This window comes from Tenacibaculum profundi (assembly GCF_052050075.1).
Taxonomy (GTDB): Bacteria; Bacteroidota; Bacteroidia; order Flavobacteriales; family Flavobacteriaceae; genus Polaribacter.
On the sequence record NZ_CP197225.1, the window covers coordinates 2,190,258 to 2,211,744 of the forward strand.

General features: G+C 29.1%; 17 protein-coding genes. 2 read left to right on the forward strand and 15 right to left on the reverse strand.

All coding sequences use genetic code 11. The features are described 5' to 3' along the window. Window positions 1-56 precede the first annotated feature (56 nt). Together ACSIGE_RS08910 and ACSIGE_RS08915 are read right to left on the reverse strand one after the other, a co-directional pair. Complete coding sequence (locus ACSIGE_RS08910; RefSeq protein ID WP_440879525.1) at window positions 57-1,172, reverse strand: glycosyltransferase; 1,116 nt, start codon at window positions 1,170-1,172, stop codon at window positions 57-59. Next, entirely contained in the window at window positions 1,169-2,278 is a 1,110-nt protein-coding gene (locus ACSIGE_RS08915; protein WP_440882197.1) for an O-antigen ligase family protein, read from the reverse strand. The genes ACSIGE_RS08910 and ACSIGE_RS08915 overlap by 4 nt, the downstream gene beginning before the upstream one ends. On the opposite strand from ACSIGE_RS08915, the gene ACSIGE_RS08920 reads away from it, so the two are divergent. Next, on the forward strand, window positions 2,232-2,354 hold the full coding sequence (locus ACSIGE_RS08920) for a hypothetical protein (protein WP_440882231.1): 123 nt from the start codon (window positions 2,232-2,234) through the stop codon (window positions 2,352-2,354). The genes ACSIGE_RS08915 and ACSIGE_RS08920 overlap by 47 nt on opposite strands. On the opposite strand, the gene ACSIGE_RS08925 is transcribed toward ACSIGE_RS08920, so the two are convergent. The 8 genes from ACSIGE_RS08925 to rnpA form a co-directional block, all read right to left on the reverse strand. Next, entirely contained in the window at window positions 2,332-3,138 is an 807-nt protein-coding gene (locus ACSIGE_RS08925; RefSeq protein WP_440879526.1) for a glycosyltransferase family 2 protein, read from the reverse strand. The two genes, ACSIGE_RS08920 and ACSIGE_RS08925, sit on opposite strands and share 23 nt — an antisense overlap. Then, a complete protein-coding gene (locus ACSIGE_RS08930; RefSeq protein WP_440879527.1) occupies window positions 3,131-4,516 on the reverse strand; it encodes an O-antigen ligase family protein in 1,386 nt (461 codons plus the stop codon). The genes ACSIGE_RS08925 and ACSIGE_RS08930 overlap by 8 nt, the downstream gene beginning before the upstream one ends. Next, window positions 4,513-5,694 carry a hypothetical protein gene (locus ACSIGE_RS08935; RefSeq protein WP_440879528.1) on the reverse strand — a complete coding sequence of 394 codons (1,182 nt, stop codon included), beginning with the start codon at window positions 5,692-5,694 and terminating at the stop codon, window positions 4,513-4,515. The genes ACSIGE_RS08930 and ACSIGE_RS08935 overlap by 4 nt, the downstream gene beginning before the upstream one ends. Next, a complete protein-coding gene (locus tag ACSIGE_RS08940) occupies window positions 5,695-6,825 on the reverse strand; it encodes a glycosyltransferase family 4 protein (RefSeq protein ID WP_440879529.1) in 1,131 nt (376 codons plus the stop codon). It lies immediately after the preceding gene. Between the two features lie 100 nt (window positions 6,826-6,925). Continuing rightward, a complete protein-coding gene (locus ACSIGE_RS08945) occupies window positions 6,926-7,999 on the reverse strand; it encodes a hypothetical protein (RefSeq protein ID WP_440879530.1) in 1,074 nt (357 codons plus the stop codon). Further along, window positions 7,986-9,686, reverse strand: a complete 1,701-nt coding sequence (locus ACSIGE_RS08950; protein WP_440879531.1) for a DUF6909 family protein — start codon at window positions 9,684-9,686, stop codon at window positions 7,986-7,988. Before ACSIGE_RS08950 ends, ACSIGE_RS08945 begins: the two co-directional genes overlap by 14 nt. Window positions 9,687-9,720: 34 nt before the next feature. Next, window positions 9,721-11,346, reverse strand: coding sequence for a S41 family peptidase (locus ACSIGE_RS08955; protein WP_440879532.1), 1,626 nt, complete (start codon window positions 11,344-11,346; stop codon window positions 9,721-9,723). After that, window positions 11,336-11,719, reverse strand: coding sequence for a ribonuclease P protein component (gene rnpA / locus ACSIGE_RS08960; protein ID WP_440879533.1), 384 nt, complete (start codon window positions 11,717-11,719; stop codon window positions 11,336-11,338). Before rnpA ends, ACSIGE_RS08955 begins: the two co-directional genes overlap by 11 nt. 137 nt (window positions 11,720-11,856) lie before the next feature. On the opposite strand from rnpA, the gene ACSIGE_RS08965 reads away from it, so the two are divergent. Further along, a complete protein-coding gene (locus tag ACSIGE_RS08965) occupies window positions 11,857-13,035 on the forward strand; it encodes an acyl-CoA dehydrogenase family protein (RefSeq protein ID WP_440879534.1) in 1,179 nt (392 codons plus the stop codon). 398 nt (window positions 13,036-13,433) lie between these two features. On the opposite strand, the gene glpK is transcribed toward ACSIGE_RS08965, so the two are convergent. From glpK to ACSIGE_RS08990, 5 genes are all read right to left on the reverse strand, one after another. Continuing rightward, window positions 13,434-14,921, reverse strand: coding sequence for a glycerol kinase GlpK (gene glpK, locus ACSIGE_RS08970; protein ID WP_440879535.1), 1,488 nt, complete (start codon window positions 14,919-14,921; stop codon window positions 13,434-13,436). 1,098 nt (window positions 14,922-16,019) lie between these two features. After that, complete coding sequence (locus ACSIGE_RS08975; RefSeq protein ID WP_440879536.1) at window positions 16,020-16,697, reverse strand: response regulator transcription factor; 678 nt, start codon at window positions 16,695-16,697, stop codon at window positions 16,020-16,022. After that, the gene (locus ACSIGE_RS08980) at window positions 16,690-18,489 is read right to left on the reverse strand and encodes a tetratricopeptide repeat-containing sensor histidine kinase (protein ID WP_440879537.1); all 1,800 of its coding nucleotides are present in this window, start codon (window positions 18,487-18,489) and stop codon (window positions 16,690-16,692) included. The genes ACSIGE_RS08975 and ACSIGE_RS08980 overlap by 8 nt, the downstream gene beginning before the upstream one ends. Before the next feature lie 10 nt (window positions 18,490-18,499). Next, window positions 18,500-20,146 carry a glycerol-3-phosphate dehydrogenase/oxidase gene (locus ACSIGE_RS08985; protein ID WP_440879538.1) on the reverse strand — a complete coding sequence of 549 codons (1,647 nt, stop codon included), beginning with the start codon at window positions 20,144-20,146 and terminating at the stop codon, window positions 18,500-18,502. Between the two features lie 209 nt (window positions 20,147-20,355). After that, window positions 20,356-21,330 carry a LuxE/PaaK family acyltransferase gene (locus ACSIGE_RS08990; RefSeq protein WP_440879539.1) on the reverse strand — a complete coding sequence of 325 codons (975 nt, stop codon included), beginning with the start codon at window positions 21,328-21,330 and terminating at the stop codon, window positions 20,356-20,358. Window positions 21,331-21,487: the final 157 nt, after the last annotated feature.

Here is a 21,487-nt window from a genome sequence, read left to right on the forward strand (position 1 = left end):
AATAAGACTTTGTATAAATAAATAGTCTTCTTATTTTTTGAACCGCTACATTTCATTTAAACTACTTTTTTATAGATATCCTGTAAAAGATGAATATTATCCTCTATTCTAAAAGATTTTTCAAACAATTTTCGTGAATTGTATTCCATCTGTTTCCTTTCATTGGTATTTTCTATTAACCAAATAATTTTTTCTGCAATTTCTTTTGCATTCTCAGGTAACTTATATCCATTAAAATTGTTTATTACTAAATCCTTATTACCGTCTACATCCGTCACAACACAAGCTTTAGATAAAGACAAAGCTTCTAATAATGAATATGGCAACCCTTCATACTTTGAGGTAGATACATATAACAATGCATTTTTAAGAATTTGTAGTACTTCTTCTCTTCCTGTCCAATTCATTAAAAAAACATCATTTATTAAATTCTTATCTCTAATAACTTTATTTATTTTTGCCAAAAAGGGTGAATAAAAGCCTACCCCAAGAACAACGAGTTTAAATGACTTACCTCTCTTTTTTATTTCTTCGAATACATCTATTAACAAAAGTGGATTTTTCTGGAAAGACAACCTCCCAATTGAACATATATAATTCTCAGTAAGTTTTGACGTATTTTTTAATTTTAGAAAAAGACTTGGATCTTTGATAGAATTTCTCCAAATAAACACTTTATTTTTTTTAAAATTCAGATCAAAAACAGCTCTGTGGTACTCGGATTCTGAGCAACATAAAATACTTGACGGAAACCGTACAAAAGATTTCTCTATTAAGAGAAATAACAATTTTTTAAATACAGAACCTGAACTAAGATAAGAAAACGCGTGGGGCGTATATAGAGTTGAAATGCCTAGATAAGCACCTATTAATCTACCGAAAAAACCTGCCTTAGCACTATGACAATGTATTACATCTGGTTGTATTTGCTTTACCTTTTTTAGTATAGAAAACAAACATATTATATCAGACAAAGGAGAAACCTCTCTTCTTAAATTAATGTGTGAAAAGTTATTGTTATTTATGGTTTTATCTTTTATAAAGCTTAAATCATCTTTATAATTACAGAGTATTAAATTCTTAAATTGATTTTTATCTAAATGCTCATTTAACAACTGAATATAAGTACCTATTCCTCCAAGAGGCCTGGCAATATGAAGAATTTTAATCATTGTTTATCTTCTTTTTTATACTTAAAAGGTATTAAAAAAATTAGAAGATAGGTTCCTAATTGTCGATTTAAAAGGTTTTCTATTGTTAAAAAAATAATTGTAAAAAATATAACGATCCTTTGTTCAAAACTTAATTTTTTTTTGAAAAACCAAAAAAAACAAAGGCATAAAAACAAACTTAACCCCAATAAACCATTTTTTAAAAAAACATCCAAAAACTGATTGTGCATATTAAAATTCATTTTGAGATAGTAATCTCTTTTTGATTTTTTATCTATTATTTCATAATAGCATTGAAGCAAATTTTTTTGAACCTCTTTTATTTCAGAAAATCCAAATAACAAAGAAAAACTGTCAAACTTTTGTTGTTCAAATCCACACTTCCAAATAGTAAATCTCGGTTCGTAATCTTTTAACTTATTAACTGTTGTTTTTATAGACCCACCCACGTAGAATCGTTCTTTAATATTTTTATTTCCTAATAGAAAAATCAATCCTAAACAAAATATACATACACCCCAAGTTTTTATTTTTTTAAAATTTCTTTTTTTGAAAACTATACGTATAAAATAACAGCAAATCATCATCAATGCTAGGCGAGCTGTAATTAAATATATAAACGTTACTAATATAATTTGACATAAAGTAAATAAGACGTTTGTTCTCACATTTTTTCTTAGTTTCATGAACTTACTCAAAAAGATAATAGATATAACACACATGAAACCAATGTATGGCCTATCTATTATTATCAACTCATTAATACCTGACGTGTTCCCAAATGGGATCACATCATTTAAAAAATAATAGTTTACAATTCTATATATAGCTCTAAAAACAGCTGATAAGGTGCCTAAAACAAAACCTATTTCTAGCCATATGTAATTATGTATATTTATCCCCACAACTAATACAAAAATCAGTAGTAAAGAAAATTTATATTCGGTTATATCATTCGGTTGTTCAGTTAGTAAAATATCTTTGAAAAGAGAAATACATCCAAATGCAAACGCAACCCCTATGTAATTTGAGAACCAAATAGTATTTTTTCTCTGCAAAATGAATAGAACAATTATTAACACCAATAATATGTTTGGAATTGCCATCGAAAGAGGTAAGAAAAACATAAGAAGAGCTGTTATAAAGTTGGTTGTGTTAGCTAGTTTTTTTTCCACATCTTAAATATACTTTTAACTGATTCTGTTACTTTATTTGGAGTTATATACAGAATCAGGCTTCTTAATAACCCATAAATAGGATATATTCCGAAATAAAAATTATCAAGAATAATTCTTATTCTACTTTTTATCTGTTCTTTCCTAAATTTACGTGAAATTCCGTTATTATTGGCTTCGCAACTGACTAAAAACCTATTTAAATTTGCTACTTTAAATTCCTTTAAAATTTTAAAAAAAAAAGCATAATCTTCAGCAGCTTTATATTTTGTTGGGTATACTCCTATTTTTTTAATTATCGACAATTTAAACATTATCGAAGGGTGGATATGCATTGCATTTAAATACATTTTTTTTCTGATAAATCTGTCTTTAGTTGGCAAGCGTAGTCTATGTATCATTACCCCTTCCTTATTCACAAAATTAACGTATGATCCAACCAAGACTATGTCGCTATTTTTATCTAAAAACTCCTCTTGAATTTTAAACCTATTTCCAATACATACATCACCACAATCAAGTCTTGCTAAATATTTATAATTCATAGAAAACGCTATACTTAATCCATAATTTAATGCCTCTTCTATTCCCTTATTATAATTTAAATATCTGAAGAAAATTTGCCCTTTCGCATTAAAGTTTTCTGTAATCTGAAATTCATTAATATCAAAAAAACTACCATCATCAACTACTAAAACATCTATATTCTCTCCTTCATTTATTGAATGAATTGATTTTATCAAGCCTTCTTGGTTGTTAAAATGAGGAATTAATAATAGTGTTTTATTCATTAACTAAATATTTCCCATTATAAATAAAAAGAGAAAGACAAATCCAAAAACCATAAAGTCTAAAACTATCAAATTGAAACCAATTTATTGTAAAGCCTACAAAAGATACATAAATAATAATAGACAATACGCGTTGTTCATTAAATTGGGATAAAATTCTTTTTTTTGATATATATATGAGAATAAAAATAAAACTTATAAAAATCATAGTGCCAACTAATCCTGTTTCTGCAAGTAATCTAGTATACATATTAAAACCAGGAGGAAAAGATTTTTTCAATTGATTTAAATACGACTCTTTAAATTCATAATTTTCCTTTGTTGCCCACATTGGGTACCTATCTATAGAATGATATGTTTGTTGTCCGAAACCTACCCCTAAAATTGGATTTTCACTAAACACTAATAATGAAGCATATTGAATTCCAAATCTTGATTTATTGGAGACATTTGTGTCAATATTTTTCTTAAAATTTAATGTTTGTATTTTTTTCTCTATCGCCGGAATAATTTTTGAATGGTTAAACGAAAGTAGAATTGTAAAAAACATAAAATTGATTAAAATAAATCTCTGTAAAATATTTTGAAACTTTTTACTAACAGAAAAAGTAATCCATAAGAATGCACTCAATTGCAATGAAACTACAATAAAAGCTGTTCTTGATCCTGAAAAAAAAGTAAGTAACATAATTAGAATACTTGGTATATACCTTGAGAATCCTTTTTCTGTCACTATGTAACTAAACATCCATCCGGACACTGTTATTAAATAAATAGCTAAAAATGGGGGTTCATAGGAAACAGATGAAATTCTTCCAAAAGTTGTATCTAAATAAACATCTGTAAAAGGAAAATAATTAAATAAAAATAGAAAATCTTTGAATGCCAAAATTTTAAAATAAACAATTAAACATTCAAAAAAACCATAAAATACTACCACAATAAAAGAATAAAGAAACGCTTTCCTAAATTTAAAAAGAACTTGTTTTACGGAATATCTTATTGTAATCGCATGACAGACTAAAAACACCAAGATCATCAACAATAATGCTATAAACTGCCTTAAAAACCTATTCAATCCAGAGGTTTGCTTATAGTAGTTATCTAAAACCGAAATGAAATTTACACCAATGCTAAATATTAAGCACATAACAAATAACAGTAATATTTGGAAATAAATACTTTTAATCGGAACAACTATTTTTCGTTTAAGCATTACTTCAAGGAAACAAAATAGTATGCTTGCTAAAAAAAATAAAATAGCAGCATCTCTTCTATATTCTCCTAGAAAAGAAATACCTCTATAAGAATTAAAAGGGATAAAAAAAACCCCTAAAAAAAATAAGACCGTGTATATTTTTCTCAGAGATATATTCATTTTTTAATACTTTTAAAAATAATAAAAGATGCAATCACAGAACCCAAGTTAATTATAATCTGAGATAGAAGCGTAGATGTTGCGGCTATAACTGTCCCATACTTTTCTATAAATAAAGTATTTAATAAAATATTTATTCCTATTGCTAAAACAGCAATTGTGAATAAAACCTTATATTTTTTGTAAGCTATTAAAAAAGAAAAAGGTAGTGAAGAGTAAGTAATATAAGAACCAAATAAAAGAATAGTTGTGTTTATAATCGATTCTTTATAATCAATGTATACATAATTCAATAAAATATAATTAGCTACTAAAAAAAGAATAAAGATACAGGTTGAAAAAAGTAATACTTTTCTAACTTTTTCTTTTACATAGAAAGCATACGCATTTTTTTTCACTATTTCTATCTGCTTAATATTTAGAACCGTAAACATTGGCACAACTAGCATTAATGACATATTATAAACTTTTAAAGAAAAAGAATACAGTCCTAAGTCTCTTTCGGTAAGAGATTTACTTACAAAATACGAATCTAAAAAAGAAAATATAGGAATAAACGCTGTATAAAAAATTAAGTACCTGGATTTATAAAAAAGATTTTTCAGTGTTGAAAAGCTAACATCAAAAAAAATAAAATCTTTATTTATATAAATTGGTACTAATAATAACATGGTCAAAAAGGCAATGCTATAATTTACTTTCAACAAAAAAATATAATCATAATTTTCATAAATGCAGAAGTATGTTATGGTACTAAAAAAAATACTTATTTGTCTAAAAACATCAATTAATCCATAATTTAAAAAAGATTCATAAGTGTTTAAAAAAGACTTTAACATTACACTCATAAGAAAAGTAAAACCAAATAGCATAAAAACTTCAACATTTAATGGTAATTTTAAAAAGTAAAGTACTCCGTAAAAAACAGGCAATAAAATGAGACTAATTGAAAAAATACCTAGATTGTATTTCTTAAAAGATTCTGTTTTAAAATCAACTAAGTAAGATGCAGTGAATGGGTCAACAATCACCCCCATTAAATTAAGGACAATAAGAAAATAACTATACTTTCCAAATTGTTCAAGACTAAGAAACTCAATTATTATTATAAAAGTTAAGAGTCCAATGGCTTTAGCAACAACATGTGCTGAAAATATTTGAACAATACTTTTTATCATTTACACTTGGTTAAAAACATCAATTAGTGCTTCTGCTTTTTTATCCCAACTGTATATCTTAGATTTTTTTAAGTTTCTAAAAGCCATATTGTTTAAATTATTATCGGTTTTGTCAAAATGAATCAGCTTTTCTGAAAAAGATATTACTGTATTACACTCATAATAATGAATATCAGGCAGTAGATCATCAAATCCTCTCATGCTCTCTTTTGTTGCAATAATAGGCTTTCCAACAGCCAAATAATCACATATCTTATTTCTTACTCCACCACATACAGCATTGAGAGGATAAGTAGCAATGCAAACATCAGCTATATTTAACCATTCATTGTAATCTTTAACGTATCCCGTAAAAATGACATTATCTAAACTTATCTTGGGTGTCTTTCCTCCACCTAAAATTAAAAATTTAATATCGTTCCTTTTCTTCCTAACTTTTTCAGCTACCTCAAATAAAAACTCCATTGCCAACTCGTTACTCACAAAACCATTTCTCGGATTGGGGAACATAGCTAGTACATTATTTTTCTTATCTAGCCTATACTTTTCTAGTTTAGCTTTATCAAAAGTATCTACTTTACTTATTACTGATGTGTCCGTAGCATTTTTAATAACTATGATTTTTTCTTGGTCTATGGAATAATAGTTAACTAAAAGGTTTTTTGTTTCTTCGGACACTGTAATAATTTTATCAGATTTTTCACATATAAACCTCTCAAGGTAAGGAACAAGAAATATTCTAAGTCGTTCTTTTAAGTGCTTGTTTGGTTGATATTTTAACTCAAAATACTCACAAGAATGAAAATCGACGTAAAATGGTAATCTAGGGTTCATCAATTTTACAAAAGACCCAATAATACCATAAAGCAACTGATGAGTATAAAGTATCTTAAACTCTTTTTTCTTTATACTCTTATTAATTTTTTGAACAACTTTCCAAATTGATAATGGTCTTGAAAAAGATAACGAACTTGGTAATTTTTCATACTTAATATTATCTTTTAATTCCTCTAGCAAGCAAAAATGAGTTACGCGGAAGCAAGAACTCAAATACCTTCCTAAGAAATAAGGTCTTGTTGAATCTCCATATTTTTCTGAAGAAATATTCGATAAAATCAATAGCTCTTTCAATCTAATAGTAAATCTACTCTAAGATACTATTTATCGTATAGTTTTATTTCATTTTTATTATAAAATATGAACTGAAAATAATTAAATTATTCTTTTTAAATCAATTTTGTTTTTCAATGTGGCTTTGTATATAATCTTTACGAATACTATATTTTTCCAAAAATTTATTAAGTTTAAGTAGCAGTAAAATAAATACCATAGAAAAAAAGGAAAGAAATGCGAGTTGTACAGATCTATTTTCATAAACCCCATTGATTCTGTATCCAATAACTTGAAAATTTGAAATCACATTTATTACCTCAGACTTTTCTGTTTTTTCCTCACTAACATTCTTAAGTTCTTTATTTATTTCAAGAATTGTTGAAAACAACTCTAATTCCTTTTCTTTATTTACTTTTTTTGTATCTCCTAGATTTATATTTATTCCCTGATGAGAAACTTTTGAGCCACCCAAAAGAACTTTTTTATAGGTATCATGTAATGAATCTGTTTGCTTTAAATTTTTTCTTAACAAAGCATCAGTCCTATTTAAATTCTCATTGGTTAATTCTTTTAATTTATTAAAATACTTGTTTTTAGTAACAGATGAAATAATTATTTCATCCAACTTGGAAAAAACATCCTGTTTTGATGATTGCACTTCAATATTATGCAATTTGTAATTAAACTTATTAAATGTCTTCTTAAAATCAGAAAAAGGGTAGCTTTTAACCGCAATTGTATCTATTTGAAGAATTAATTTATCATAAGTTACAATAAGATCTTTACTATCTATAATAGGTTCAACTTTAAATTGTTTCAATGATGATGCTTCTTCTAAATCTATCCCAAATGTTTCTGATAAAATACTTATTTCTTTCTGTTTAACCAGGTTATTGTAGAAGTTAACATTACTATATAACTGCCTGGCACTATTGAAGTTTGTTTGAACCAGAAGATTAGAACTATACTTAGTTTCTTCATTCAGTTCTATTATAAGTCCAATGATAGCCCCCATTGCAAGGGCTATCCCTAGTACTTTATAATTTTGTTTAAAAAAAAGTAAACTCTCAATCAAAAAATAAAAAATATTTTTAAAACCATTTCTTATTAACATCAAAAGTTTAGAAAAACCTTTTCCAATTATTGAAAATAATGATCCTAAGTCCGCTTCTTCCTCCTTATAATTGCTCATTGCATTTAAAAATTTGTTCAAGAATTTTTTGAGTAATGGCATATGTAGGAGTAACGCCACTCATTCCTAAACCTCCAGATGCTAATGTTGCCCCTGTTTCTAGCGGATTATCTGATGCATAATAAGCATATCGGACTTTAACCTCTTCCGAAATATTTCCTCTTATCCTTGAAGCAGATTGAATTGCTTTTTGATAATGAGCTCCTTCCATCTCTAACCCAATAACATCCCAAGTTGAATCATGAAAGAATTTTAAAAGGTCCTTATTTTGTAATGAAGTACCTAGAACAGTAACCATAGATCCGTCAAAAACTTCAACGCCAAATCCCTCTAAGTCTTCTTTTGATAATTCATTTTTAAAAGGATAATTATCTGCTGTACCTTCAAAAATATGAGAAGTTGGAATCATTATATCTCCTTTACCTCCCTCTAAAATTCCTGCTTTTCCCATAATAGACACAGATTCAACATTTAAATGAATATCTAAATCATTAACTTTATATGGTTTCAATAACTCATCCATTGTTTCATATGCTTGTTCTCCAAAAGCATAATCCATAACAATAATAACCGGTTTGTCATTAGACGATTCAGTTTTATTTAAATAAGTAGTATTTGAACTCAATTTTTCTGTATCAATAACTTGAACATTGATATTGGTACCTGAAGTATCTTTCAAATAAATCAATCCATTTTCAGAAGCATATTTCTTTACTTTAGTTTGTAAGTTTTCACTCGAAGAATTACTCAGTAACTCAAAAAGTTCAAAAAGTTCCTTCGTTTTAGCTTCCTTTGGTAGTGCATTTTTTGCATAAATTGTATTCATTACACTATGCATATTAGCACTAATGATATGGATGGGTCTATTGATTAAGTTATTTTCTAAGAGTGTGTTTTTTATGTTATTTGCCCATACTTCACCATAGAAATGACGACCAATTTCATCAATTAATATAGAACTAAACTTAACAGATCTTTTTTTGTCATGAACTACCTCATTTATAGCAAGTTTACCTAACCAATAAATTAGATGTAGGAAACGATTAGGATTTTCATCTGAGCCGAAAGAATTATAACTATCGTAAACCTCATCATAAGTTCTACCTAGAATACTTGCTAGATGAACAATCATTACATCTCTTTCTTGGTCCAAAAGAGTTTTATTATAAATTACCGTTTCCTCCAAATGAGTCCATTCTCTTATGAACTTTTCTTTTGAAGTGCCAATCATTACTCTATCTTTAATTTTATGGGACTCAATAAATAGAAAAGTTAAATGTGTAAGAATATCATATATCTCTGAACGTCCTCTAGTTATTTCGATATTCATTTGATCTTTATCTATTCTGTAGCAATTTCTTCTTCTTTTTGGAGGAATTATTACTTCAAAATTAGAATTTCTATAACCTTCGTCTGCCGTTAAGTTAATAAATTGACACTCTTCAATTCCTTCAGGTAATCTTTCTATTACATAAGTTAAGCCATTTAATTCTGTTTTTTTCTCTGTAATAGAACCATATATTTCAGGCCTTAATGCTAACAACGATTTTATTAGTGTTTCTCCTGAAACTCCCATTGGTTTATAAAATCCACGACTAAAAAGGTGTCGCATTGAAATATACAAACGTTCAATCGCACTGGTTGACTCCTGAGCCCTTGTTCTTTCTTTCTGATTTGGTTTTGACATTTGTTTAATCAAGTATTAGGTTATATAGTTTGTTTTATTTTTTAAGTATTGAATTATACCTATCCTCATCATTGAGTAATTCTAAGGCCTGTTTAATTACTTCATCATTTCGTAGTTGATGCCTGTACATACCTTCTCTATAGTAAAAGTTCTTAACTATTTCTTTTTCTATACTGGTCATAATTACATCCTTATTTTTATTGATTTCTTTTATTTTATCTTGCTTTAGTTTTAATTGAAGACTTTCATACTCTTTCTCTATTTTTTTTTTGTCTTCAATAATTTTATAAGCTTTTTTAAAAAGCTTTTCTTCTTTGGTTACAAATGCCGTATCTTTTTCAAATAAAAAACTCTTAAACATCTCAAAATCTGACTCTTTAAATTTGTACTTTAATGAATCAATTATCCCAATTTTACTGGTATGCTCTTCTACAAAAGTAAATATTGCTCTCGATTTCAAAAGAGCTTTTGTCGATTCATTTTTATCAACATACTTTGATGATACATCTGGAGTTACCCCTCCTCCATCATATACAGTTCTTCCATTTTTAGTTTTAAACGAAGAAACTTCTCCGTCAGAAAATTTCGGAACTTTTTTTGTTTTAGGATCTCTATTTGAATAATCTAATTCTTGGATACACCTTCCACTTGGTGTATAATACTTGGAAATTGTAATTTTAGCTTGTGTTCCATAAGTAAGGTCATAATATCTTTGAACCAGTCCTTTACCGAAAGAACGCTTTCCTAATACAATAGCTCTATCATAGTCTTGTAGAGCTCCCGAAACTATCTCAGAAGCTGAAGCCGAACGATCGTCAATTAAAACAACTAATGGGATCTCTTTATCTAATGGTTCTTTACTTGTTTTATAAATTCTACTATTTTTTTTTGTTTTACCCCTAGTGTCAACAACTCTTTCTCCTTTGGGTATAAATAAATTGGTTATATTAACAGCATCAAAAAGAGAGCCCCCCGGATTACTTCTCAAATCAAATATTAGCTTACGCATACCTCTTTTCTTCAAAGAATCAATGGCTTTTTTAACTTCATCTGTTGCTTTTCTATTTATAAAACGTGTTAAAACAACATAGCCTGTTTCTTGATCTACCATATCAAAAAAAGGTACAGGATTAACAATAATTTTATCTAATTCTATTTCAACATTTTTGATTGCTTTTTTTGATTTAACCTTCAAAGAAAGTTTTTTTCCAGGAGTTCCTTTTAGCATTTGAGATAGCTGTGCTTTTTCTAAACCTAACAAAGGTTGACCATCAACTTCAACAATAACATCACCTGGTTTTAAATTAGCCAAATCTGCAGGAAAACCCTTGTAAACTTCTGTTAGGACAACCCCTCTTTTTGTATAGAATGTCGTTACGCCGATACCTCCATACTCACCTTCTCTTCTTATTCTGGCATCCTCGACATCCTGTTCATTATAAAAGTTAGTATATGGATCTAAACTTTTCAAAGTATTTTTAATAGTCTTATCGGTAAAGTCACCTGGATTAATTTCATCGATATAATTCATGTTTATTTCCTTAAACAATGTATTGTAGATTTCTATCTGCTTAGCAATTTCAAAAAACCTAGACTGGAAGGAAAAAAAAACTATTATCACAATCGTTAAACTCCACGTAAAAAACCTTTTATTTTTCATCTTTATTTATTTCCGTTATAAAATTGGTTAATAGTTTTTTCATTTTCATTTCAATTTCAAAGTACCCTCTATCTTCTTTCGCAAGATAAGAAATCATAAACACAAATTTTTTATTAGACTCCGAATAAATAGTGTGTTTTTCTTTACGATAACATTCTCTTAAGAGTCTTTTAATTTTATTTCTATCGACTGCTCTTTTAAAATTTCGCTTTGGTACAGAAAATCCTATTTGCACAGGGTAGTTTGAAGTGTGTTCAATTTGTAAATAAACCATTCTAAGAGGAAAAACTTTAATAGACTTCCCCTCATCATATAACTTAGCTATTATTTTTTTGCTTTTTAGTCGCTCTTCTCTTCTTAAAGTAAATCTCATAATATACAAACATACATAAACCTTCTAGGATTAACCATTTTTTTGATTATTTTTGAATCTATCATGTTTTTTTATTAGTTACTAAATTTCTATAAATCTTTCAATTTTAGTAAATTTATTTGTTTAAAAACAGACTTATGAAACCTGATTTATTTCAATCTCCTGACTACTATGGAGTAGACGATTTACTTTCTGAAGAGCATAAATTAGTTAGAGACACAACACGCAAATGGGTAAAGAAGCACCTTTCACCCATTATTGAGGATTATGCACAACAATCAAAGTTTCCAAAAAAACTAATAAACGGACTTGCCGAAGTGGGTGCTTTCGGACCATATATTCCCGAAAAATACGGTGGTGCTGGTTTGGACCAAATTTCATATGGATTAATTATGCAAGAACTTGAACGAGGCGATAGTGGAATTCGTTCTACCGCTTCAGTACAATCATCTTTAGTAATGTATCCTATCTTTAATTATGGAAATGAAGCACAAAGAAAAAAGTATCTTCCTAAACTTGCAAGTGGTGAATGGATTGGTTGCTTTGGGCTAACAGAACCTAATCATGGATCCAATCCTGGGGGGATGGAAACCAAATTTAAAGACATGGGGGATCATTATTTACTTAATGGTTCAAAGATGTGGATTTCAAATTCCCCAATAGCAAATATAGCTGTTGTTTGGGCTAAAGATGAAAATGGGAGAATTCATGGACTTATTGTTGAGAGAGGAATGGACGGATTTTCAACACCTGAAACACATAATAAATGGTCATTACGAGCTTCTATTACTGGTGAATTAATTTTTGATAATGTCAAAATACCTAAAGAAAATTTACTCGAGGGTAAATCTGGGCTTGGTGCTCCACTTCAATGTCTAGATTCAGCAAGATATGGTATTTCATGGGGAGCACTAGGAGCCGCAATGGACTGCTATGATACTGCTTTACGTTACGCAAAAGAGCGAAATCAGTTTGGTAAACCGATAGGTCAATTTCAGTTACAGCAAAAAAAACTGGCTGAAATGATTACTGAAATTACCAAAGCACAACTTTTAACTTGGAGACTTGGTGTACTAAAAAATGAGGATCGTGCCACTTCTGCTCAAATTTCAATGGCTAAAAGAAATAATGTCGAAATAGCATTACGTATAGCTCGTGAAGCAAGACAAATTTTGGGCGGTATGGGAATTACAGGTGACTACTCTATAATGAGACATTCTATGAATCTTGAAAGTGTTGTAACCTATGAGGGGACACACGATATACATTTACTCATCACTGGTCTAGATATTACTGGCCTAAATGCTTTTAAATAAAAGGAGTGTTCTAAAACGAAAAAACTTTTAGAACACTCTCACAATCAACTATTAAAATCGGCAACTAATAGCCGCTCTTTTTTTCAAATTTCACCAACATCTAAAGAGCGGCTAATCACCCTAAAAAATACCAAATACTATGAAAAACATTAATTTATTAGCGCTTATATAAGTACTAAGTAATAATGTAGTATATCCATACTTTTTAAGGTAAAAGTAATATTAATTAGGCCTGTAAAAAATGACTTTTATCAGTATTTCAAAAATTTTGGCTTTAACTAATCGTTAACCTATTTAAATACAAAAAATTTATACGTTTTATTTTCAAATTCGTCTTAAAAATATAAAATTAAAAGCCTCTAGTTAACTAGCCATACAAAACTGAGAGATCATTATTTTTAATCAATCCAATCTTTTGTTCTTTCCACAGCTTTTTGCCATTTTTTATAAAGATTTAATCTCTTTTCCTCTGTTATAGATGGACTAAACTCAGAACTTAATTTTCTATTATTTTCAATATCCTCAAGGTTCCAAATCCCTACTCCTATTCCTGCTAAATACGCTGCCCCCATTAAGGTTGTTTCAATAATTTCTGGTCGCTGAACAATAACATTTAAAATATCAGCTTGAAACTGCATTAAAGTATTATTAACACAAGCCCCACCATCAACTTTCAATGATGTTAATTTTGTTTTACTATCCTTTTGCATAACTGAAAGCACATCTTTTACACGATAAGCTAAAGAATCAAGTGTTGCTTTAATTAGATGTTCTTTTCCTGTGTCTCTAGTTAAGCCAAAAACAGCTCCTCTGGCATTCATATCCCAATAAGGAGCCCCCAAACCCGCGAATGCGGGTACAACATAAACAGGATTTTCTCCTTTTATTTTATTCGCAAAAAACTCACTATCAGAAGCCGTTTTTATTACCTCTAAACCATCTCTAAGCCATTGTATTGCTGATCCAGCCACAAACACGCTTCCCTCTAAAGCGTAATAAACTTTATCTTCTACTCCCCAAGCAATCGTTGTAAGTAATCCATTATCGGAATATTCAATATCTTCTCCTGTGTTTAACAGCATAAAACAACCCGTTCCATAAGTGTTTTTAGCTTCTCCTTTTGTAAAACAAGCTTGGCCAAAAAGTGCTGCTTGTTGGTCTCCTGCAATACCTGAAATTGGTAGCTGAACTCCTTCATAAGAATAGTGCCCATATAAAAAACTTGATGGCTTTACTTCTGGTAATATATTCTCTGGAATATTTAACTCATTTAATAATTTAGTATCCCATTCTAGTTCTTCTATGTTATAGAGCATGGTCCTTGAAGCATTACTATAATCAGTAGCATGAACTTTCCCATCAGTAAGATTCCAAAGTAACCATGTATCTATTGTTCCAAATAATAAATCTCCTTTTTCGGCTCTATCTTGAGCTCCTTTAATATTATTTAAAATCCAATGAATTTTTGTTGCCGAAAAATAACTATCAATAACCAATCCTGTTGTTTTTTTGATGTATTCAGCTAAACCATTTTTATTAAGATCATTACACTTATCAACTGTTCTTTTATCCTGCCAAACAATTGCATTGTATATAGGTTTACCTGTGCTCTTATCCCAAATCACCGTTGTTTCTCTTTGATTTGTAATGCCAATACTAACTATTTGAGAAGCATTAATACTTTGCTCACTAATAACCTCTTTTAAAGTTGCTATTTGAGCCTCTAAAATTTCTATTGGATCATGCTCTACCCATCCTGGTTGCGGAAATATTTGCGTAAGCTCTTTTTGACTCATAGCAACTATTTTTCCCTCTTTATCTAAAATGGCAGTCCTTGAGCTTGTAGTTCCTTGATCTAAGGCAATAATGTATTCTTTTTTTTGCACGTAAATAATTTTAATTGTCTTTAAGTTAATTAAGATTAATGACGATATCATTTTCTTAATCCAACACCAGCAATTTACAATTTATATCAAAAAAAAAAACTCCTCAGGGAATATTTCCCAAGGAGTTCTTTAAATAATTAATTTGGTTCGTAATGTTTGCTTAATGCCTTAGCGCGTAACTAGCACCTCTTCCAAACTCAGTAAGTGTCAATAATAAACTTCGTAGTGCTAGATTTATTTTTTTTACTAATGATTTCCCCATAATAATAAAATTTAATTCGTTTGATTTTTTATATTAAAACAACATTGTAAATATATACCTAACAATCAGCCTATAAGAAGGGATAACCGATACATATTCCGTACTTTTCCGCCGTGAATTAAATCTATTTAAAAAATTACAATAAGTACCTCTATTACATAATGCTATATAGAATTAAAAATAAAACTATTTGATACGTATAAAAACCAACAACCCCTAGAATTTTTTCAATCCTAGGAGTTATTTTATAAAGTAATCAGTTTAGATTGTTAGATCTTCTTAGTTTCTTAAAGCATAACCTGCCCCTTTACCGAATTCACCAAGTAATAGTAATAAGCGGCTCAAAAATAGTCTTGTCTTTTTTATCAATAATTTCCCCATAATAAATAAAGTTTTAATTCCTCTTATTTTTTGTGCTTTAAAAAGTCACATTGTAAAGGTATCAACTATAAACAACACAAATAATGGGATAACCGACACGTATAATGCGATTTACCGTTAAAAATAAAGCTAATTAATAGTTTATGAGAAAATGGAAGGCATGAGAATGTACGAAAAAAACCTTCTAGACTAAATATTCCCAGAAGGTTTTGTTTTTCCCCTTAAATTGTAGATTTATTCCTAATAAACCTACAATGCAAAGATAAAACAGTTTTTATTTTTACTCAAAAAATTCATGAAGTTTTATGGTTAAAATGTTTTTCTAAAAAGAGAATTTATTTTTTAGAACAATCAATTCATATTCTTCAAAAGTCATAAAACATTTGGAGTGTTATTTTATATTAAATAGGAACTCCCAAATAAACAGCAACACACAATAAATCATTCGAAAATAATTAATCCAAAACACCTAATTCTTTCGCTTTTAAAACTAAATCTGTATTGTTATTTGCATTAAAATCAGTTCTCAGTTTTGCAAGTTTACTTTCAATTGTTCGTATTTTAACTAATGAACCATCTGGTTTGGTAATTTCGCCTTCTAAATTTGATATTTTAGTGTGATTAGGCAATTCTTTTAGAATTTGAATGGCAACATCGTCCATCTGAATTTCAACAAGTGTTCTTTTCATTAATTTTTCATGAATGTCATGTGTATAATAAACCTGATCAGACATCATTTTTTGAATCGCAAAATTCAATTCTACAGTATTGCACTGTCCTTTCAAAATATAAGCTAACGGTTTTAAGTTTTTTACAACATTAAAAACCCTATTTGTTTCAGAATGTCCAGTGATTACGCCTATTTTTATAGGCACCTTATCTTTCTGTAAAGCTTTGATTAGACTCTCACCCCCATCAATTGCAACATTTTTCTTACCTACATCAAAACTTAGATCGGTAAATAAAATGTGAAATGGATCTATTGCTAAGCTTGATTTTATAAGTCTATAAGCTTCATCACAAGAATTAGTGGTTGTTATTTTTAATCCATCAATATCTTTTAGGTAGGAAGTAATTCCTTCAATAATCAATTGATGATCGTCAACGAGTAGTAGTTTTAATTTATCAGACATCTAATGGTATTTGAATATCGGTCTTGGTTCCTACTCCTACAGTGCTTTCAAGTATGAAAGTTCCTTGTAACTCTTCAACTCTTTCTCGTAGATTGTATAAACCTATTCCTTTTTTTCTGACCTTAGTATCGAAGCCAATACCATTGTCAGTTATATTCAAAAATACGTTTTTTTTGTGTACTAGAAAAGTTACGATCACCTCTGTTGCTTGCGCATGTTTTTTACTATTTTGAACACTTTCCCTAATACATAAATATAAGAGTCTTTTAACTGCATCATTTACTGTTGACCAATCATGATTTTCTATGCCTCTTATTATAATTCGAAACTTAGGTTCAAAATAATCACTAATTAAATTAATTAACTGATCTTTAAAGCCAACTTTCTCGAAAGGCACGCTACTTAATTGATGGGAGAGGTTTCTTACATTATCTTTAATTGCATTTAACTTATTTGCCTCTTCGTTTAGGCTAGATTTTTCAAGCTTTTTATGAAGTAATCGTAAATCTCCCGCTACTTCATCATGAAGAGCTTTTGCTATTTGTTTTCGCTCTTGTTCTCTTGCTAAAACTTCATGTAACTTTGTTTGGTATATAAGTTTTCTTCGTCTAAAAACAAAAATTGTTATTGTAAAACCTAAACCTAAGAAGGCAATAACAGCCGCTAACCAGCCAACCAGCTTTTGTTGTTTTTGTCTAATAATTTCTTGTTGTTTTTTATCTGTTTCGTAACGAATTTTTGCAAATTGATGTTTTAAACTTCGTTCTTTATGAAGTAGACTATCATTTAACTTAAGATACTCTTTAAGATATCTTTTTGATTTTTTACCTGAAGTTAGCTCTGCCAACTTTCTTAAAGACTCTATTTTAGTTCTATTATAATGTACTTCGTTGGCATTTTTTAATGCTTCCTTTAAATTAGCTTTGGCTAATCGAAGCCTTCCTTGATCTTTATAATAATCTGCAATATTCACGTAGGTATTACAAATTAAACGATCATTTAAACTATCTCTTATTTTTAGTACCTCCATATAGTTACTCAAAACATTTTTCTTATCACCAGATAGAAAACTACTCGCTGCTAAATTTTCTAGCAGACTCGCGTAAATTGATGGTCGTTTTTGTCTAACATCTTCGACATTTAAACCTTTTTTAAAATACTCTATTGCTTTTTTATGTTCGTTTTTTCTCTGATACAATCGACCAATATTATTTTGTATCCACATGTAACCTCTTTCTTTAGTCCAAACACTCGAAATTTTACTATTAATCTCTAAAGCTTTATTAAAATATCTTAAAGCATCTTCATATTGATTAAACTCATCAGAAATAATCCCTAGATTATTGTAGATAATAGATAAATCTATATAGACACTTGATGACTTAATAGATTCTAAATAATTTAGACCTTCTATGGAACTTACTTCGCTTCCAACAAAGTCTTTTGCTTCACTTTGTAAAAAAGCAATACTTATTAACCTCTTTGCTGCTTCTTCAAAATCACCCGTTAAAACTGAAATATTCTTTGATTCATGATGATAATAATATGAACTGTCAGGACTATGCTTTAACTGAAACCCTTCCGCTTTAAATTGATAATATTTTGCTAAAGCAATTGAATCCTTTTCATTAACGTAAAGATCCCATAAAGCATTTGTTACTTTTTGTAACTTAATTGTATCTTTTTTTCGATAATGCGATATTCCCTCACGACTAAGTTTATCTCTCTTAGAATAATCTACTTGAGAAAACAACTCAATTGTTATTAATAATGATACAAAGAAAAAACGCATTAATTTTTTTTTATCTGAATTGAACTGTTAATTCTATATTTCTATCCAAATCCTTTTCATGCTTCTTAATATGTTCAGCATTCCATTTAAAATAACTTGTAAACTCATCAATAATGTATTTTTTATTCCTGTCTACACTCGGTTTATCAAAAAATAAACGTCCTGTTCTTCTCATGAAGAAATCAGTAGGTGTGCAAGTCATTTCGTGATGAATGGTAAACCAAATTTCAGCTTTCAACAACCTTCTTTCACTGTTAGCTTCTGATAACTCATCAAACTTATCTAATATTATAGCCACTTGCTTTCCATAGTTATAAACGAGATAATCTGCATGCTGCTCTGTAAACCCATGAGATTTAATTCGTTTAAACACTTGCTTACAATATAATTTTACAGATTTAAAATTTTGAAATGGACCTCCCGATAAAACAATCTCTTCAGTTTGAATTGGATCGAATTCAATTTCAAATCGACGTTTCATCTTTTTTGCCACTAAATCAACGATCCGTTCTGCCATTTTTCTATATCCAGTCAACTTACCTCCAGCAATTGAAATAAGTTTAGTGTCTGAAACAAAAATTTCATCTTTTCTTGATAATTCTGAGGCTGACTTTCCTTCTTCATGAATTAGTGGTCGTAAACCAGCCCAAGAAGATTCGATGTCTTCCATTGTCAATGAAATGTCAGGAAACATGTTATTCACAGCTTCTATTAAATACAAAGCATCAACGATGGTAGTTTCAATATTATCTTTGTTTTCCTGATAATTTGTATCGGTAGTTCCAAAATAAGTTACTCTACCTCTTGGTATCGCAAACATCATACGACCATCAGGAATATCAAAATAAACTGATTGCTTTACTGGTAGCTTTTCATGCGGAACTACCAAATGAACTCCTTTTGTTAAATGCAAACGTTTACCTATTTTTGAGTTGTTAATTTGTCTCAATTCGTCTACCCATGGTCCTGCGGCATTCACTACGTATTTTGCTTTAATATCAAATAAAGCATTGGAAAACACATCACATACTTTTGCCCCAACTACTCTTTTATTTTCATAAATAAACTCTTTTGCTTCAATATAATTAATAATTTGTGCATTATACTGATATGCTGTTTTTAAAATTTCAATTGTTAGACGAGCATCATCTGTTCGATATTCAGCATAATAACCTGCTCCATTTAATATTTCTGTTGGTAATAAAGGTTCTTTTTTAAGTGCTTCTCCTTTATCAAGCATTTTTCGTTTATCATCTCCCTCAACAGAGGCCAATACATCGTATACTTTTAAACCAATTGAAGTCAACCAAGAACCATAAGTACCTCCTTCTATTAAGGGAAGAATCATTTTTTCAGGAACTACAAGATGAGGAGCTAATTTATGAACAATCGCCCGTTCCGTTCCGACCTCTTTTACTAACCAAAAATCAAATTGCTTTAAATAACGTAACCCTCCATGTATCAATTTTGTAGATTTACTACTTGTTCCTGAAGCAAAATCATCTTTCTCAACTAATGCTACTTTCATGCCTCTTGAAGCTGCATCAAGTGCTATCCCTGCACCAGTTATTCCTCCTCCAATAATCAGAATATCAAATTCTGTAGATTGTAATTCTTGTATACTCGTTTCTCGATTAAAAAATGAAAAATTATTCATGCTATTTAGGCTGTTTCAAACAAAAATAAACTAATAAGCGTTATTATGCTTAATAAAAATAATAGAAATAGTATTTTTTTTTTCATTCTTTTTCACAGGAGGTACCAATTATTTGAATACTGTATCTTTTTTTTAATGTAAAAAAATCATACACACATATAAACCATTGATTATTAATATTTTTATTTTAATAATACTAATTAGTATTATTAAAACACCATTAAGTTACAACCTCTTATATCAGAATTATCAAACCGTCCAATAACCTCAAAACCATTATCTGAATAAACTTTTCCTAAATCTTGAGTAGCAATAAACGAGCAAGAATTGTAATTTGCTAAGTCAATTACATTAATACCCCCTGTTTTTTCATTTGGCTGAATTGTTAAAGCATCTTCCGCATCGCGGGTCAAAACCTTCATCCAAGGAGGACAATTAAAAACACCATTACCTTTAGAATATGCTTGACTAAATAATTCTGTCATTCCATACTCTGAATGAATTTGCTCAACACCAAAACCTTTTTTTAAAAGTTGATGAAGTTCATGTCGAATTAATTCTTTTCTCTTCCCTTTCATTCCACCGGTTTCCATGATGATTGTATTTCTTAAAGAAAACTGATATTTTTCAATTAAATCAAGCAGTGCAAATGAAACACCTATTAATAAAACCTTTCTTCCTCTTTGATCAAGCATGTTTATTTTTTTAGCTAGATCAGATATATCATCTAAATAAAATCCACTTTCTGATTGTTTTGATCGTTCAATTAGATCTTTTACCATGTGTATCAATGAAGAGCCTTTTCGTTCTAAATAATTAGGTAATAAAGCCAATACCACATAATCACTTATATCTCCATAAAAATAGTCAAAGCCTAATAAGTAACTCCTTTCATACCATGATATATCGGTAACATAATGCTTACTTGTGATTGATCCAGTTGTGCCTGAACTTAAAAAAGTTTCTTGTATCTGTTCATTTGAGGAAATTATTTTTTTTGATTTAAAAAACTGTATTGGTATGAAAGGAATTTCCTCGATTCTTGTAATATCTGAAGGGTGTATATTTAGTAAGTCGCAAAATGAGCGATATACTCGGTTGTTCGAAAATTGATATCTAAAAACATCAAAAGACACCTCGTTAAACTCTTCTTCAGATTGTATGTTAAAAACTTTATTTTGCATAATTCGTACAAAAATAAGGGTATTAGACCTATTTTTTATTTTTTAACATAGCTATTTAAAATTCTTTAAAAACAAGAACAAATATCATTTTATAACTAAAGACGCAAAAACTGAATATGTCATAGGTGAAAAATAGTAAAATATAACTCATCTAATC